This is a genomic window from Intrasporangium sp., assembly GCF_051961875.1.
Lineage (GTDB): Bacteria > Actinomycetota > Actinomycetes > Actinomycetales > Dermatophilaceae > Intrasporangium_A.
Map to the genome: position 1 here is coordinate 1 of NZ_JBQCCV010000188.1, position 16,248 is coordinate 16,248.

Here is a 16,248-nt window from a genome sequence, read left to right on the forward strand (position 1 = left end):
CGTGACGGAGCGCTCACTCGACGGAGGGGAGGGCGCAAGCCCTTGCCACTCGAGTGAGCGGTGCGTCCCACTCGTCCCAAAGTGGCAGTCTCCTTTCAACGTCGAGTGAGCGGTGCGTCTCAGGCGCCTCAGGTTTCCCACAGGGGTCGGGCATGATCGGGCCATGACGAGCACGACAGGCGGCCCCGACCCGGCGAGGTCGCAGCGCGGTGGCCCGCTCACGGGCACGAAGGTGGTGGAGCTCGCCGGCATCGGGCCCAGCCCGTTCGCCTGCATGCTGCTCGCCGACCTCGGCGCCGACGTGATCCGGATCGACCGGCCGGGACCGTCGCCCCTGCCGCTGCCGATGCCGCCCGAGGCCGACCTGCTCCGGCGTGGCCGGCCCTCGGTCGCGCTCGACCTCAAGCATCCGGACGGGCTCGCCGCGGCCCTGCGACTCGTCGAGGGGGCGGACGTCCTCGTCGAGGGCTACCGCCCGGGCGTCGCCGAGCGTCTCGGCCTCGGGCCCGACGCGTGCCTCGAGCGCAACCCGCGCCTCGTCTATGGGCGCATGACCGGTTGGGGCCAGGACGGGCCGCTGGCCCAGGCCGCGGGGCACGACAACGACTACATCGCCATCACGGGCGCCCTCGCTGCGATCGGTTCCGCCGGCGGGCCACCGCAGCTGCCCCTCAACCTCGTCGGGGACTTCGGTGGCGGCGCGATGTACCTCGTCGTCGGCATCCTCGCCGCCTTGCTCGAGGCCAGTCACAGCGGCCGGGGCCAGGTCGTCGACGCCGCCATCGTCGACGGCACCTCCCACCTCGCGACCCTCCTCGTGGGCCTCGTGGGCGGGGGAGCCTGGTCGACCGAGCGCGGCACCAACGCGCTTGACGGCGGCCTGCCCTGGTACTCGGTCTACGAGACGAGCGACGGGGGGTGGCTCGCCGTCGGCGCCCTCGAGGACCAGTTCTGGACCGTCCTGCTCGAGCGGCTCGGCCTCGCGCACACAGCACCCGACCGCCGCGACCCGAGCACGTGGCCGGCGCTTCGGGCCCTTCTTGCCGACACCTTCCGCACCCGCACCCGGGACCAGTGGGCGGCCCTCCTCGAGGGCACCGATGCGTGCGTGGCGCCGGTCCTCGACTTCACCGAGGCACCCGGGCACCCGCACCTCGCGGCCCGCCGCACCTATGTCGAGCGGGACGGGCTGGTCCAGCCCGCGCCCGCGCCGCGCTTCTCCCGGACGCCGGGTGCCCTGACCACGCCGCCACCGGCCGCGGGCTCCGGGACGCGCGAAGCCCTCACGGCCTGGGGCATCGAGGACGTGGACGCGCTCATCGACTCGGGGGCTGCCGTCCAGGCATGACACCCTGAAGACATGCGCCTCTTCGCCGCGATCGTGCCTCCTGACGAGGTCCTGGCGGACCTCGAGGAGCACCTCACACCGCGCATCGAGGCCTCGGACGGGATCCGCTGGACCGACCCGAGCCAGTGGCACATCACCCTCGCCTTCAGCCCGTCCGCCCCCGACCGCCTCCTCGACGACCTCGGCGAACGCCTCGGGCACGCGGGCCACCGCAGCAAGCGGTTCTCCCTCGCCATCCTCGGCGCCGGCACCTTCCCGAACCCGTATGCCGCCCGCATCCTCTGGGCGGGCGTCGCCGACCCGGCCGGCGGGCTGAGCCCCCTCGGCGCCTCCGTCCGCAACGCATTCAACAAGGCGGGGGCGACGCCCGACGGGACCCGGTTCCACCCGCATGTGACGCTAGGCCGGTTCCGCCGCCCCACCGAGGCCACCCGCTGGATCCGCGCCCTCAGCGCCTACGAGGGCCCGGAATGGCGGGTCGGCGCGGTCCACCTCATCGAGTCACACCTCGGGGAGGGCCGGGGCCGTCGGCCCCGTTATGAGGTCGTCGGCGAGTTCCCCCTCGCCTGAGATGGGGAGGCAGCGGGAGCGAGCCGCCCTCCGAGAGCGGCTCAACGGCATACCTCTTGGGTTCTCGTGGGACGGGGCACCGAGGTGGCTGTGCGAGAATCGGGCCCGTGGCACGCGGTGACGGTCGGTTGTCCCATGACCTCCTTCCCGGCGAGAAGGGCCCGCAGGATGCCTGCGGGGTCTTCGGCGTCTGGGCCCCCGGCGAGGAGGTCTCGAAGCTCACCTACTTTGGGCTCTACGCGCTCCAGCACCGGGGACAGGAGTCTGCCGGGATCGCGACGAGCGACGGTGAGAAGATCCTCGTCTACAAGGACATGGGCCTCGTGTCGCAGGTCTTCGACGAGGCGGCGCTGAGCTCGCTGCGGGGCTACATCGCGATCGGGCACACGCGCTACTCGACCACCGGCGGCTCGATCTGGGAGAACGCGCAGCCGACGCTCGGCGGCTCCGGGCACGGCACGACCATCGCGCTCGCCCACAACGGCAACCTCATCAACACCGTCGAGCTGCGCGAGATGGTCGACGAGCACTTCGGCGGCGAGCGGGTCACCGGCGAGCTCGCGCGCGGCAACACCTCCGACACCGCCCTCGTCACGACGCTGCTCACCGCCGACCCCGACAAGACCCCCGAGGAGGCGGCGCTCGACCTGCTGCCCAAGCTCCGCGGCGCGTTCAGCTTCGTCTTCATGGACGAGCAGACCCTGTATGCCGCGCGCGACCCCTGGGGAGTCCGTCCCCTCGCGCTCGGGCGCCTCGAGCGCGGCTGGGTCGTCGCGTCGGAGACGGCGGCGCTCCAGACGATCGGTGCCGCGGTCATCCGCGAGGTCGAGCCGGGTGAGCTCATCGCCATCGACGCGGACGGGCTGCGGTCGCACCGGTTCGCCGAGGCGCAGCCCAAGGGGTGCGTCTTCGAGTACGTCTACCTGGCCCGGCCGGACGCGGTGATCCGCGGCCGGGTCGTCCACGAGGCGCGGGTCGATATGGGCCGTGCGCTCGCCCGGGAGCACCCCGTGGATGCGGACCTCGTCATCGGTGTGCCGGAGTCGGGGGTGCCGGCCGCGGTCGGCTACTCGCAGGAGTCGGGGATCCCGTTCGGGCAGGGCTTCGTCAAGAACGCGTACGTCGGGCGCACCTTCATCCAGCCGTCCCAGACGCTGCGGCAGCTCGGCATCCGGCTCAAGCTCAACCCGCTCGAGCACACGATCCGGGGCAAGCGCCTCGTCGTCGTCGACGACTCGATCGTCCGCGGCAACACCCAGCGGGCGCAGATCCGGATGCTCCGCGAGGCGGGCGCGGCCGAGGTTCACGTGCGGATCTCGTCGCCGCCAGTCCAGTGGCCGTGCTTCTACGGGATCGACTTCGCGACCCGGGCCGAGCTCATCGCGACGGGCCTCGGGGTGGAGGAGATCCGGGCGTCGATCGGTGCCGACTCGCTCGGCTACATCTCCGAGGAGGGGATGGTCGAGGCGACCGGGCAGCCGGCTTCGTCGCTGTGCACGGCGTGCTTCACCGGGCGCTACCCGATCGCCCTGCCTGAGGACGGCCGGGTCGGCAAGCACGTCCTCGAGACCCTGCCGCTCGAGGTCCGCACCGGTCACGACCGGTCGATCGACACCGACGTCGAGGGCGTGCCGATCGGCGTCGGCACCGGCGGGTCCGGCGCGCTCGACCACCCGTAGACCGCCTTCCCTCGCCGGTTCGAGGTAATCGGCGGACGGCACTGACCGGTAAATACCTCGAACCTGGCGTGGTCAGGGACGGTGCGCTTCGGCGAGCCCACATCCCTGCCGGGCGCGCAGCGCTGTCCACAGGCGCGGGAGCAACGGTCGCCCCAGTGTCACGGTGCTCGGCAGGGTTCGAGCCATGTTCAGGCAGCAACGCGTGCAGCTCGCACATTCGGCCCCCACTGCCGGTGCCGGTGTCGTCTCCAGGGACTGGCTACAGACCGTCGGCATCGGCTTCGACGACGTCCGCACCGAGGCGCGTTCCGGGCGGTGGGTGACACACGGCCTTCAGACAGTCGGACTGCACACCGGTCCACTTGGTCTCGAAGGGCAACGTTGGCGGGCCATCTGGGAGACGGGCGCAAAGGTTGCCGTGCTCGATGGAGTGACCGCGCTGCAGGCAGCTGGCTTGCAGGGCTACGCCGAACAGATCCTGCATGTCTCCGTGGTGCACACCTGTGCGGTGAAGAAGGTGAGTGGCGTCCGCCTGCACAAGGTGATCCGGCGAGTCGAAGGCGAGGTGGTTCCCGCAGGCATACCGCGAACCCGTCCCCCAGTAGCTGCGTTGCGAGGTGCCTACTGGGCGGTGTCAGATCGGCAGGCGGCCCTGATCCTCCTGATGGCAGTGCAGCAGCGCCTCACCACAGCGGAGGATCTTGCGACGTGGTCGGGCCACCTGCAGGGCCGCAAGCGACGCCGATTCATCAAGCTGATGCTCTCCGACATTGCCGGCGGAGTGCAGTCGCTCGGGGAACTCGACTTCGCCCGCATGTGCCGCGTTCGAGGACTTCCCGAGCCGACCCGTCAGGCGATCATGAGAGGGCCACGCGGCCGGATCTATCTTGACGTGCGGTGGGACGGCTATGGGCTCGTGGTGGAGATCGACGGCGCGCAGCACCGCGAAGGGCTTGCCGTCACGGACGACAACCTGCGCCGCAATGCAGTGAGCCTGGGGCGGGACCGGGTCTTGCGCATGGACCTCATCGGGCTCCGGCTCTATGAGGACGCTTTCATGGAGCAGGTAGCTCACGGGCTTCGCGGTTCGAGGTGATCGGCGGGCACGACTGACCGGTAATTACCTCGACCGGGAGGGCGGGCAGCCGGTTCGAGGTGATCGGCGGACACCACTGACCGGTAAATACCTCGATCCGGGTCCAGGGGAGGCTTAGCTGGGCGGGGGAAGGGCGCCGCTAGGCTGGCGCGGTGACGCACGAGCCAGCCGTACCGGCCACCGACGACGCCACCAGCGCCGGGCCCACGTCCGATGCCACGTCGAATGCCACCGGGACGCCGATCACCTACGCGGCGGCCGGGGTCGACGTAGAGGCGGGTGACCGTGCCGTCGAGCTGATGAAGGCCTCGGTCCGACGCGCCACCCGGCCGGAGGTGCTCGGTGGGCTGGGTGGCTTCGCCGGGATGTTCGACGCCAGTGCCCTCGCCCGCATGAAGCGTCCGGTCCTCGCCACGAGCACCGACGGCGTGGGCACCAAGGTCGCGATCGCGCAGGCCCTCGACAAGCACGACACGATCGGCTTCGACCTCGTCGGCATGGTCGTCGACGACATCGTCGTGTGCGGGGCCGAGCCGCTCTTCATGACGGACTACATCGCGACCGGCAAGGTCGTGCCCGAGCGGATCGCCGCCATCGTCGGCGGCATCGCCCGCGCCTGTGAGGAGGCGGGCGTCGCCCTCGTCGGCGGGGAGACGGCCGAGCACCCGGGCCTGCTCGACCCCGACGAGTATGACGTCGCGGGCGCCGCCACGGGCGTCGTCGAGCACGACGACGTCCTCGGCCCGCACCGGGTCCGCCCGGGGGACGCCATCGTCGCGCTCGCGAGCAGCGGCCTGCACAGCAACGGCTACAGCCTTGTGCGCCGAGTCATCGGCGCCGCCGGCTGGAGCCTGGAGAGGCACGTCGACGAGCTCGGCCGCACCGTGGGGGAGGAGCTGCTCGAGCCGACGCGGATCTACACCAAGCCCCTGCTCGGCCTCATCGGCACCGACGGCATCGACGTCCACGCCCTGTCCCACGTCACCGGCGGAGGGCTCGCCGCCAACCTGGCCCGGGTCCTGCCTGCCGGCCTGTTCGCCCGCCTCGACCGCGCCACATGGACGCCGCCGGCGGTCTTCGGCACGATCCAGGCCCTCGGCCGCGTGCCGCAGGCCGACCTCGAGCGCACCCTGAACCAGGGCGTCGGCTTCGTCGTCGTGCTGCCCGCGGACCAGGCCGACCGCGCCTGCGAGCTCAGCGAGCTGAGCGGCATACGGGCTTGGCGCCTCGGGGAGGTCACGACCGAGGACGAGGCAACCATCGACGCGGACGCGGAGGTCGTCCGTGGGGCCAAGGGTGTCGAGGGTGGCGCCGTCCAGGTGGTCGGTTCCCACCCGGCCTGACGGCCGGGGCGGGAACCTGCCCTGAGCGTCGACTCCGTGACAAGGCGTCTGCGGGCAAACGCCATCCCCGCGTCGGGTGTGTCACCCGGGTGCACGAGGCCTGTGAAGAGAGTGAGGCGAGATCAGCGCTCGCCCGCGGCCCACTTCCCGTAGTCGTCGTAGTCGTCGCCGTTGAACTGCGAGGTGTCCTCGCGGTCGGTCTCGGACGCCTTGTGCAGCTCGCGCTCCAGCGCGCTCAAGTCCGTCTCAGGCGTGTAGTACTTGAGCTGCCGTGCGACCTTCGTCTGCTTGGCTTTGGCTCGGCCGCGCCCCATGGCGTGACCCCCTCGTGCGTCGTGCCGGGACGGCATCGCCCCTCGGGGAACCAGCGGTTCCCCGACGTCCGCGTAGCGGCCCCGGGAATGTGTGTGTTCTCGTGGTGCTAACGCTACATGAGAGGGGCAAATTTCGCCTTGTCGCCGCTCCGGTCGCGCCCGCCGGGCCCCCCGCGATATGGGAAGTTTTCGTGGAATGTGCTTCCCTGCCCGACAGTGCCCCCTAGGCTGGAGCGGTGGCATCCAAGCCAGGAGCCACGGCGTGTCGCCGCTCTTGCGGCAGGTGGGGGAACACTTACATGACGACACAGGACCGCCGGGAAACCGACAAATTACTCACGCCCGCGGAGGTGGCAGCGCTGTTCAGGGTCGACCCAAAGACCGTGACGCGCTGGGCCAAGGCGGGCAAGCTCACGTCCATCAGGACCCTCGGCGGCCACCGCCGCTACAAGGAGTCCGAGGTGCGAGGACTGCTCGCAGACCTATAACTGAACAGATCGCCAGGTTGGGGGATGCGTGAGCATGCCCTTTTCGTTCGTTCCGGGGCCCTGAGCGCGCCTTCCAGCGCCTCAGTGGCCGAGGGCGCGGAGCTGGAGGCGGAGCGCAAGCCGAGTCTCCGGATCCTCGAGATCGACGTCGACGACCTCCGTGAGCCGGCGCATCCGGTAGCGCAGCGTGTTGGGGTGGACATGCAGGCGCGCTGCCGCGGCGCGGGGGTCACCGGGGTGATCAAGCCACGCTGCCAGGGTGCCCGCGTAGTCGGTGCCCTGCTCGGTGTCGTGGGCCCGCAGGGTCACGACGGGGCCAAGGAACGCACCGGAGCGTATGCCGCTCACCGCGCGGCCCGTCGTGACCGGGGCCCAGGCCTGCTCCACCGTGGCCGTGGGGCCGGCGAGGCGTGCCGTCGTCAGGGCGGTGAGCGCCTCGAGCGCCTCGCCACGGGACTGTGGGAGGCCCCGAGGTCGCGTCACGGCGCCCCCGGCCGCGGCCCGGGCGGACGGGTGATCGCTGACCACGCGTCCCGTGAGGTCGACGAGCCAGGCCCACGTGCCGGGCTCCGGGGCTTGGCTCGCATCCCCCTGTGCCGGGTCGCGGACGAGGGCGATGGCCTGTTCGTCGACGATCGCCACCAGGGGCTGGCGCCAGGAGCCGCGGCGGAACGCCGACTCCCACAGGTCGAGGGGCTGCGCCGTGCCGTCGCCGTTGCCGGCCCCGAGAGCCACGACGCGCCACGGCGGCGCGGGAAGCCACTGGTCGGCGCCGGTGAGGTCGCCGGAGAGGACGGCGCGCAGGCGGTCCGCGCTGACCCGGCGGGCGAGGTCTGCCTCCGAGCGCAGCCGGAGCAGGTGCAGGGCCACGACGGAAGCGGTCTGGACCAGGGACCGGAGCAGCTCGGCCGGCGGTGGGCCCTCGACGACCGCCCAGATCGAGCCGAGCCACTCGGATCCGGCCCGGACCGGGACGACGAGACGCGGCCGGAGGGAGCCGTCCGGCGCGGCCGGGACGTAGAAGGGCTCCGCCGAGCGGGCCAGCCGCCGGAAGACGCCGCGCCCCCGCAGGCTCGTCAGGACCGCGTCCGGCACCTTGCGCCCGACGATCGTCGAGACGCGGATCGGGTCGACGACGTCCTGTCGCGCCGAGTAGGCGAGCACGCGCGACTGGGTGTCCTCGATCGTCACCGGGGCATCGAGGAGGGCGGCGCAGGCGTCGGCGAGGGCGAACAGCTCGTCGTGGACCGGTCCCTGGCCGGTCACGTCGCCTGCCGGCCCCGTGGCGCGGTCGAGGACCCCCCGGAGAAGCCAGACGACGTGGGCCCACGAGGCCTGGTCCGACAGCTCCACGAGCCCCACCCCGTGGCGTCGGGCGGCGCCCCTGACCTCGCGGTCGCGGGCCAGCGCCCGGCGGAGGACGACCGCGGCGGCCCCGCCCGCGGCAGCCCGCGTCACGAGCTCGACGGCGGCTTCGGCCGTCTGGGCCCCGATGCCGAGGACGAGGTCGCGAGCCTGGCCGAAGAGCTCCTGCACCGGCTCTGCGACCGTCACGTCGTCGACGAGGGCAGACGGCGCGTCGATGACGACGCGGAGCAGGCCGCCCCCGAGCGTCCCGACGACGTCCGCCACGGGCAGGCCGCGCGGCGGCTGGGTGAGGGTGGGCGACATACGGCTCATTGTGCCGTGCGTGCTGTGCTCAGCGCACCATGAAGCGTAACTTCTTTGGCCTGGGGGAACCACATGCACTTGCGGGGTACGGGAGACGATGGAGGTCCTCCTACCACTCGTCAGAGAGCAGCGTTGCCATGGCCATCACCCCGTCCGGTCTCCCTGTCCCCGAGCGCGTCGCCGTCGTCGGCGCCGGCATGGTCGGTCTCGCCACCGCCTGGTTCCTGCAGGAGCGCGGCGTCGAGGTCACCGTGATCGACCGGGAGGGCGTCGCCGCGGGGTCGTCGTGGGGCAACGCGGGCTGGCTCACCCCCGGCATCGCGACGCCCCTGCCGGAGCCGGCCGTGCTCAAGTACGGGCTGCGCGCCGTGCTGAGCCCGAGCTCGCCGGTCTACGTGCCGCCGAGCGCCGACCCGAACTTCCTCAAGTTCGTCGCGGGGTTCACCCGCAAGAGCACGATGAAGGCCTGGAAGCGGGCCATGACGCAGCTGGTGCCGATCAACAGCATGTCGCTCGAGAGCTTCGACCTGCTCGAGCAGGGTGGGGTCGCGGCCCACACGCACGAGGCGAAGTCGTTCACCGCCGCCTACCGCACGGCCGAGGAGCGCAAGACGCTGCTCGAGGAGATCGAGCACATTCGCGACGCCGGCCAGCCGATGGAGTACAGCGTGCTCACCGGCGACGAGGCCCGTGCGGTCGAGCCGGCCCTGTCCGACGCGATCGGCGCCGCGATCGTCCTGCACGGCCAGCGCTACGTGAACCCCGGCGAGTACGTGAACGCGCTCGCCGACTCCGTCGCCCAGCGCGGCGGCAAGATCCTTGCCGGCGCCCTGGTGAGCGACATTCGCGACACCGGCCGAGGCGTGGTCGTCACGACCGCCGAGGGCAGCGTCGACGAGTTCGACGCGGTCGTCGTCGCCACCGGCGCCTGGCTGGGGCGGCTTGCCCGCGAGTTCGGCGTCAAGCGGGTCGTCCAGGCCGGGCGCGGCTACTCGTTCAGTGTCGAGATCGAGCACGTCCCGAACGGCCCGGTCTACTTCCCGGCGGCCCGGGTCGCGTGCACGCCGCTCGGTGACCGGCTCCGCGTCGCCGGGATGATGGAGTTTCGCAAGCCCGAGGCCCCGCTCGACGAGCGGCGGATCCGAGCCATCGTCGAGGCGGCCCGGCCGCTGCTTGCCGGTGCCGACCTCGACCAGCGTCAGGATGAGTGGGTCGGCTCACGGCCCTGCACGACGGACGGCCTCGCCCTCATCGGCATGACGCGCTCGCCGCGGGTCTTCGTTGCGGGCGGCCACGGCATGTGGGGCATCACCCTCGGCCCGGCGACCGGTCGTCTGCTCGCCGAGCAGATGGTCACGGGCCAGGTGCCCGAGGCGCTGCGCCCATTCAACCCGCTGCGTTGACGCCCTCGCCGGAGGTCATGGCCGGGTTGCGCCCGGGGTTGGTGCGTGGGCGCGCCCGGGATGCGGCTACCTCCCCGGCCCGGTCGAGGTAATTGCCGGACGGTGGTGTCCGCGGATTACCTCGAACGACGCGGCGCTGCTCTCGGTAGAGGTAATTACCGGACGGTGGTGTCCGCGGATTACCTCGACAGCGGGTGGTGGAGGAGGTAGCGCTCGTGGGTCGGGACCGAGCCGCTCGCGAGCAGGTGCCGGCCCAGGGCAAGGGCTCCGTCGAGCGCCGTCCCGGCCGTCGGAACCCGATGGCGGCCCACCGCGGCCAGTCGTTCGTCGAGGGCGGCCCTGACCGGCTCTGCGGCCAGGACCCCGCCCGATGCCACCAGCACCGGTTCAGGACCGGCCAGTCCTGATGCGGCCCGGAGGAGCGACTCGGCCAGGGCCGTTCCGGCGGCGCGGCAGATCCGCGCCGCGACCGGGTCTCGCTCGGCGAGCGCGGTCACGAGCGGGGAGACCGAGGCGAGCCGTTCCGGCGCGTCGGCCGAGGTCATGACGAGCCGGGGCCAGCACTCGGGCGGTCCGAGCAACTCGGCCGCGGCATCGAGCAGGAGGTCGGAGCCACCGGTGAGACCGTCCATCGCCCGCAAAGCCGCGCGGAGGCCCTCGAGCCCGAGCCAGGCCGCGGATCCCGCGTCACCGAGGACGTGGCCCCACCCGTCGACCCGGTTCCAGTGGTCTGCGAAGTCGGTGCCGAAGGCGACGGCACCGGTCCCTGCAGCAACGACGGCACCGGGTCGCACCCCGCCGATCGCGCCTACCAGTCCGGCCACGGCGTCGCTGACGACGACGGTGTCGTGGCCGCCCAGACCGGCGACAGCATCGAGGACGGCGGCCCGGTCAGCGAGCATGAGCAGGCCGCGCATCGACCAGACGACCACGTGGGGTCGCGACCGCGGCGCGGCTTCGGGTCCGAGCTCCTCCTCCAGCAGGTGGAGGGCCGACGAGACCAGGCCGGCCACGTCGATGCCTGCGGACCCGACCCGCGCCCCGGGTGCGGTGCGGACGGGGCCGGGGTGAACGGCATACGACGCCTGGAGCCGCAGCCCGGAACCGCCTACGTCGACCGCGACGACGGCGGGGGAGTCAGTCACGCACGTGACTCGATCACTTCGCCATGCCCGCGGTCAACCCCGCGACGATCTGCTTCGTGGCGAGCAGGAAGAGCACGATGAGCGGCAGGGTCGTGATGACGAGGCCGGCGAAGACCGCGGAGAAGTTCGTCGCGTTCTCGCCGAAGAACGTCGTCAGCCCCACGGGGAGGGTGTACTTCTCCTGACGGCGCAGCAGGACGAGCGGGAAGAGGAAGTCGTTCCAGATCGGCACGAAGCGGAAGATCGCGACGGTCGCGAGGGCCGGGCGGACGAGCGGCACCATGATCCGCCAGAACGTCTGCCACGGGCTCGCCCCGTCGAGGGCGGCCGCCTCCTCGAGCTCCTCGGGCAGCTGTCGGAAGAACGTCGTGAGGACGAAGATCGAGAAGGGCACGCCGGACGCGGCATACATGAGCGCGAGGCCGAGCCGGCTGTCGATGAGGCCCATGCTGTCGAAGAGGTAGAAGACCGGCAGGATCGCGAGGTGGATCGGCAGCATGAGGCCGGACAGGAAGAGCGACTCGAGCCACCGGAAGATCCGCGACCGCCCCCGGGCGAGGGCATAGGCGGCGAGCGTCGAGACGGCTGTCGAGAGCGCGACGGCGCCGACCGTGACCAGGAGCGAGTTGCCGAAGTACGTCGCGAAGCTGCCGGTCGTCCAGGCCTCCCGGTAGCTGTCGAACGTCGGCGGGGTCGGCAGCCCGACGGGGTCGGTGATGAGGTCGGCGTTGCTGCGGAAGGAGCTGAGCAGCATCAGGAGCAGCGGCACGATCGCGAAGGCCGCGTAGCCCCAGAGGAAGACGCCGGCCGGGCCGCCTCCGACAGGCCGCTGGCGGGTGCCGCGCCGGCGGGGCGGGCGCCGACGTCGGGTGCCTGTTCCCGGCGCCGTGGTCTCGGAGGTGACGACGGCGCTGGTCATCCGGTGATCCTCCGCTCCTGACGGCGCAGCACGGCCGTCGCCGCGAACGCCCCGCCGAAGATGATGACGAAGAGCAGCGTCGCGAGGGCCGACGACGTGCCGATCGCCTCGGGTGCGCCGGAGTCGAACGCCGTACGGTAGAAGAGCAGGGAGACGAAGTCCGTTGCCCCCGCTGGGTTTCCGGTCGACCCGCCGAAGGCGTAGGGCAGCGCGAAGGCCTCCATGGCGAAGATGAACGTCAGGACCGAGACAGTGCCGATCGCAGGCACGAGCAGCGGCAGGACGATCCGGAAGAACGTCTGGCGGTGTGACGCGCCGTCGACCCGGGCGGCCTCGGACAGCTCCTCGGGCACGCCCCCGAGCGCCGCGCCATAGAGCAGGACCGGGAAGCCGATCCACTGCCAGACGCTGACGAGGATGACGACCCAGAGCGCGGTCTTCGGGTCGCCGAGCCAGGGCAGTGCCCACGACTCGAGGCCGATCCGGGTCAGCAGCGTGTTGACCGGGCCGAACGTCGGCGACAGGAGCAGGGTCCACAGGTAGCCGATGACGATGGGGCTGACGAGGTAGGGCATCGCATAGAGCGTCTGCAGCATCCGGCGCGTGCGCGGCCGGCTGTGCAGCAGCATCGCCACGGTCAGGCCGATCGTGTTCTGGAACGCCATCGTGCCGAGGAAGAACAGCACGTTGTGCAGCAGCGCCCGCGGCAGGTCGGTGGTGAAGGGCGCCTTCGTGAAGAGGGCATGGAAGTTCGCCACCCCGGCGAAGGTGCCTCGGGTCGTGCCCTGCCAGGTGAAGAAGGCGTAGGAGAACGCCGTCACCATCGGGTAGAGCACGAAGACCCCGAAGAGCACCAGGGCCGGGGCGGCGAAGAGCAGGCCCGTGCGCCGCCTCATCCGGTGGACACCATCAGGAGGTCGGCTTGAACCAGGCCCTGACCCCCGTGTCGAGGTCGCTGCTCACCTGGCCGGCGTCCTTCGAGCCGAGCAGCATCTCCTGGATTCCCTTGCCCAGCAGGTCGGTTCCCGACGGCGTGCCGTAACGGAAGTCCGTGAGGAGCAGGTAGGGCGAGCCGTTGTTCGTGTAGTTGTCGCTCATCTGCTTGAGGAGCGGGTCGGACGGGTCGACACCCGGCACGGCGGAGATCTGCTTGATCTCGTCGGCGACCATCTGGCCGAACTCCTTGGTGGCCATCCACTTCACGAGCTCGGTCGCCTCGTTCGGGTGCTTCGACTTGGCCGACACGGCGAAGTTGCCGTCGGCCCAGCCCGGCGTCGTGGCAGCGGAGCCGCTCGGCGAGCCGGGCGGTGGCGGCACCTGGAAGACGCCGATCTTGAGGCTCGAGTTGGCCTGCTGCAGCGGTGCGAGGTCGAAGGACCCGCCGGGGATCATGGCGGCCTTCTCCGCGCTGAAGAGGGTCTGGGCGTCGGTGGCGGCCACCCCGGTGACGCTCTTGGGCATGTACTTCTCGAGGTCCTTGACCACCTTGACCGACGCCACCCAGTCGGGGTCGGTGAACTTCTTCTCGCCGGACAGGACCGCGCTCTGGAAGGCCTTGCCCCCGAAGCGGGGCGCGGCGAGGACCTCGTGGACGATCGGCAGGGTCCAGTCGTCCTTGGCGCCGACGGCGATCGGCGTGACCCCGGCCGCCAGGAGCGTGTCGTTCGCGGCGATGAACTCGTCCCATGTCTTGGGCGGCGTCACGCCGTTCTTCTCGAAGAGGCCCTCGTTGTAGAACATCTGGACCGTCTGGCGGGCGAGTGGCACGGAATAGATCTTGTTGTCCTCCTTGCCCTTCGCGCTCGCGACGACGTTCTCGTCCCACCCGCTGAGGTCCACCTTGCCGTCGAGCGGCAGGAGTGAGCCGGCGGCGACGGTCGCCTGCAGCTGTCCGTACGACCGGACCTGGGGGACGTCCGGTCCGTCAGAGCCGGCGAGGCCCGTGGCGAGGATCTTGTTGTACTCGGTCGACTTGAACGGCTTGAAGTCGACCTTGACGCCCTTGTGGGCCTTCTCGTAGACGTCGAAGATCTTGCGGTAGGCGGCCTGGTCCTCGACGCGCCAGGACCACACCGTGAGCGTCACGTCGCCCCCGGCGTCCTTGGCACCGTCCGAGCCCCCCGACGAGGGGGAGCATGCCGTGAGGGCGAGGGCACCCGCGAGGGTCGCCGCGGCGAGAATGGATCGCCGTCTGGGTACACCGGAGTGAAGGGGCCGGTTGGTGGTCATCACTGCTCCTGTCGGGTGGTGGGCTGCTCGGTGTCGTGGGAGGTGCTTGGTCCTGCTGCGCTGAGGGCGGCGAGGGCCGCCGCGACGGATCCGCCGTGGGCGGCAATGGCTTCGCGGGCCGCGTCGGCCGAGACCTCAGCGAGCATCGACAGCAGCGCCGGCTTCAGCTCGCCGTCGGCCGCGTCAAGGGCCCGCCGTGCCTCGGGCTCCCCGGCGCCGGTCGCTTGCTGGAGCATCCGCACGACCCTGCCACGCAGCTTGGCGTTTGTCGCGACGACGTCGACCATGAGGTTCGACCACGTCCGGCCCAGTCCGACCATCACCGCGGTCGAGAACGAGTTGAGGATGAGCTTCTGGGCCGTCCCCGCCTTGAGGCGGGTCGACCCGGTGAGTGCCTCGGGCCCGGTCCGGGCGGCCAGCACGACGTCCGCGTATGCCGCTGAGCTCGCCTGCGGGTTCGCAGTGACCAACGCTGTGGTGGCGCCCCGCTCACGCGCGCGCTCGAGGGCCCCAGCGACATACGGGGTGCGGCCGGTGGCCGTCAGGCCCACGGCGACGTCGTGCGGTCCGACGACCTCGGCCTCCCTGCGGCCGAGGTCGTCGTCGTCCTCGACGTTCTCGACGGCGTGGACGAGTGCTGCCGGACCGCCCGCGTGGTGAGCGACGAAGAGGCCGGCCGGTGCGTTGAAGGTCGGCCGCAGCTCCGCCGCGTCGAGGACGGCCAGCCGACCCGAGGTGCCGGCGCCGAAGTAGTGGACCGAACCGCCACGCCGGAGCCTCTCCACGGTGAGGTCGACGAGCCGAGCGAGCTCGGGGAGTACCTCGGCGACGGCGGCCGGCACGGTGGCGTCCTCGGCGTTCAGTGCACGCAGGATCTCGAGCGAGGTCTGGGTGTCGATCGAGGTCGTGCCGGGATGGCGGTCCTCGGTGGGAGCGTCGACGTTGACCTCGTTCACGGGGCCGATGTTAGATTCCTACGGCAGACCCGTCAATGGCGTAAATCAGTAACGCCGTGGATGGCTACTGCCCGAACTGACCGTTCGAGGCCGAACTGGCTGGTACGCCAGCCCGCTCGACCACGACGGGTCAGTTCGTGGGTGAGGCCGGCAGACGTGTGGACGCGACGTCAGTGGTCGACGTGGTGGCTGGCGACCGCGCGACGCGTCGCCTCGACGGCCCGACGTGCCCGGCGCAGGTCGTGCTGCGCCACGGCGATGTAGAGGCAGTCGACGACGGTGAGCGCCGCGATGCGGCTCGACGTCGCTCCCGAGCGCAGGCTCGTCTCGCGGGCGGCCGTCGTGAGGACGAGGTCGGCGGCGGAGGCGAGCCGGGAGACAGGGAAGTTGGTCAGCGCGATCGTCGTGGCGCCGTTCGCACCGGCGGCCTCGAGCGCCTCGACCGTCTCGGTCGTGGTGCCGGAGTGCGAGATCCCGAGGGCGACGTCGTTCTTGCCGAGCAGCGTGGCGCTCGTCAGGGCGATGTGGGGGTCGTTCCAGCAGAAGGCCGTGACCCCGATGCGGTGGAGCTTCTGCTGCAGGTCGGTGCCCACGATGGCGCTGGCGCCGATCCCGTAGACGTCGACCCGGCGGGCTCTCGCGATCGCCTTCGCCGCCGCGGCGAGGGCCATCCGGTCGAGCTGCTCGGCCGTCTCCTCGACGGCGCTCGCGTCGGTGAACGCGACCTTCGCGATGATGTCGTCGATCGAGTCGGAGGCGCTGATATCGGTCACCTTCGGTGACGACGAACGGGGCTGCGCCGACTCCTCGGCGAGCGCGAGGCGCAGTTGCGGGTAGCCGCGCAGCCCGAGCCGCCGGCAGAAGCGCAGCACCGTGGTCTCGGACGTGCGGGCCGCAGCCGCGAGCTCGCTGATCGTCAGGCCGGCGGCTCGGCGCGCGTCACCGAGAACCTGCTCGGCGACGCGGTCCTCCGCGGGCGAGAGCGAGGGCCGGATCCCGCGCAGGCGGACGAGGAGCGAGCCTCCGGAGCCGTCACTCCGGCCGGTGCTGGCTCCCCGTGACCTCTTCCCCTGCGTCGGCATGCGCT

15 protein-coding genes are annotated in these 16,248 nt (G+C 71.5%); 7 read left to right on the forward strand and 8 right to left on the reverse strand.

The annotated features are described in order from the left end of the window. The first annotated feature begins 163 nt into the window (after nt 1–163). The 5 genes from ACTHJJ_RS11225 (at nt 164) to purM (ending at nt 6,036) form a co-directional block, all read left to right on the forward strand. Nucleotides 164–1,348: a CaiB/BaiF CoA transferase family protein gene (locus ACTHJJ_RS11225; RefSeq protein WP_440303028.1), complete on the forward strand. Its 1,185-nt coding sequence runs from the start codon at nt 164–166 to the stop codon at nt 1,346–1,348. 12 nt (nt 1,349–1,360) lie between these two features. Continuing rightward, nucleotides 1,361–1,918, forward strand: coding sequence for an RNA 2',3'-cyclic phosphodiesterase (gene thpR, locus ACTHJJ_RS11230; protein ID WP_440303029.1), 558 nt, complete (start codon nt 1,361–1,363; stop codon nt 1,916–1,918). 107 nt (nt 1,919–2,025) lie between these two features. Further along, nucleotides 2,026–3,597 carry an amidophosphoribosyltransferase gene (gene purF / locus ACTHJJ_RS11235; protein ID WP_440303030.1) on the forward strand — a complete coding sequence of 524 codons (1,572 nt, stop codon included), beginning with the start codon at nt 2,026–2,028 and terminating at the stop codon, nt 3,595–3,597. A gap of 184 nt (nt 3,598–3,781) precedes the next feature. After that, complete coding sequence (locus ACTHJJ_RS11240; protein WP_440303031.1) at nt 3,782–4,693, forward strand: hypothetical protein; 912 nt, start codon at nt 3,782–3,784, stop codon at nt 4,691–4,693. A gap of 242 nt (nt 4,694–4,935) precedes the next feature. Then, on the forward strand, nt 4,936–6,036 hold the full coding sequence (gene purM, locus ACTHJJ_RS11245; RefSeq protein WP_440303058.1) for a phosphoribosylformylglycinamidine cyclo-ligase: 1,101 nt from the start codon (nt 4,936–4,938) through the stop codon (nt 6,034–6,036). Between the two features lie 122 nt (nt 6,037–6,158). Here the strand turns inward: purM and ACTHJJ_RS11250 are convergent, their stop codons facing one another. Beyond that, nucleotides 6,159–6,350 carry a DUF3073 domain-containing protein gene (locus tag ACTHJJ_RS11250; protein WP_440303032.1) on the reverse strand — a complete coding sequence of 64 codons (192 nt, stop codon included), beginning with the start codon at nt 6,348–6,350 and terminating at the stop codon, nt 6,159–6,161. 299 nt (nt 6,351–6,649) lie between these two features. On the opposite strand from ACTHJJ_RS11250, the gene ACTHJJ_RS11255 reads away from it, so the two are divergent. Further along, nucleotides 6,650–6,838 carry a BldC family transcriptional regulator gene (locus ACTHJJ_RS11255; protein ID WP_034715789.1) on the forward strand — a complete coding sequence of 63 codons (189 nt, stop codon included), beginning with the start codon at nt 6,650–6,652 and terminating at the stop codon, nt 6,836–6,838. Nucleotides 6,839–6,919: 81 nt separating this feature from the next. Here the strand turns inward: ACTHJJ_RS11255 and ACTHJJ_RS11260 are convergent, their stop codons facing one another. After that, nucleotides 6,920–8,509: a PucR family transcriptional regulator gene (locus tag ACTHJJ_RS11260; protein ID WP_440303033.1), complete on the reverse strand. Its 1,590-nt coding sequence runs from the start codon at nt 8,507–8,509 to the stop codon at nt 6,920–6,922. A gap of 137 nt (nt 8,510–8,646) precedes the next feature. On the opposite strand from ACTHJJ_RS11260, the gene ACTHJJ_RS11265 reads away from it, so the two are divergent. After that, nucleotides 8,647–9,912 carry an NAD(P)/FAD-dependent oxidoreductase gene (locus ACTHJJ_RS11265; protein WP_440303034.1) on the forward strand — a complete coding sequence of 422 codons (1,266 nt, stop codon included), beginning with the start codon at nt 8,647–8,649 and terminating at the stop codon, nt 9,910–9,912. Between the two features lie 179 nt (nt 9,913–10,091). On the opposite strand, the gene ACTHJJ_RS11270 is transcribed toward ACTHJJ_RS11265, so the two are convergent. From ACTHJJ_RS11270 to ACTHJJ_RS11295, 6 genes are all read right to left on the reverse strand, one after another. After that, entirely contained in the window at nt 10,092–11,057 is a 966-nt protein-coding gene (locus ACTHJJ_RS11270) for an N-acetylglucosamine kinase (RefSeq protein ID WP_440303035.1), read from the reverse strand. Between the two features lie 13 nt (nt 11,058–11,070). Then, nucleotides 11,071–11,976 carry a carbohydrate ABC transporter permease gene (locus ACTHJJ_RS11275; protein ID WP_440303036.1) on the reverse strand — a complete coding sequence of 302 codons (906 nt, stop codon included), beginning with the start codon at nt 11,974–11,976 and terminating at the stop codon, nt 11,071–11,073. After that, nucleotides 11,973–12,872: a carbohydrate ABC transporter permease gene (locus ACTHJJ_RS11280; RefSeq protein ID WP_440303037.1), complete on the reverse strand. Its 900-nt coding sequence runs from the start codon at nt 12,870–12,872 to the stop codon at nt 11,973–11,975. The genes ACTHJJ_RS11275 and ACTHJJ_RS11280 overlap by 4 nt, the downstream gene beginning before the upstream one ends. Nucleotides 12,873–12,885: 13 nt before the next feature. After that, complete coding sequence (locus ACTHJJ_RS11285; protein ID WP_440303038.1) at nt 12,886–14,205, reverse strand: extracellular solute-binding protein; 1,320 nt, start codon at nt 14,203–14,205, stop codon at nt 12,886–12,888. Continuing rightward, nucleotides 14,205–15,161 (reverse strand): N-acetylmuramic acid 6-phosphate etherase, encoded by a 957-nt coding sequence (locus ACTHJJ_RS11290; RefSeq protein WP_440303039.1) that lies wholly within the window; start codon nt 15,159–15,161, stop codon nt 14,205–14,207. Before ACTHJJ_RS11290 ends, ACTHJJ_RS11285 begins: the two co-directional genes overlap by 1 nt. A gap of 170 nt (nt 15,162–15,331) precedes the next feature. Then, complete coding sequence (locus ACTHJJ_RS11295) at nt 15,332–16,243, reverse strand: MurR/RpiR family transcriptional regulator (protein WP_440303040.1); 912 nt, start codon at nt 16,241–16,243, stop codon at nt 15,332–15,334. Nucleotides 16,244–16,248: the final 5 nt, after the last annotated feature.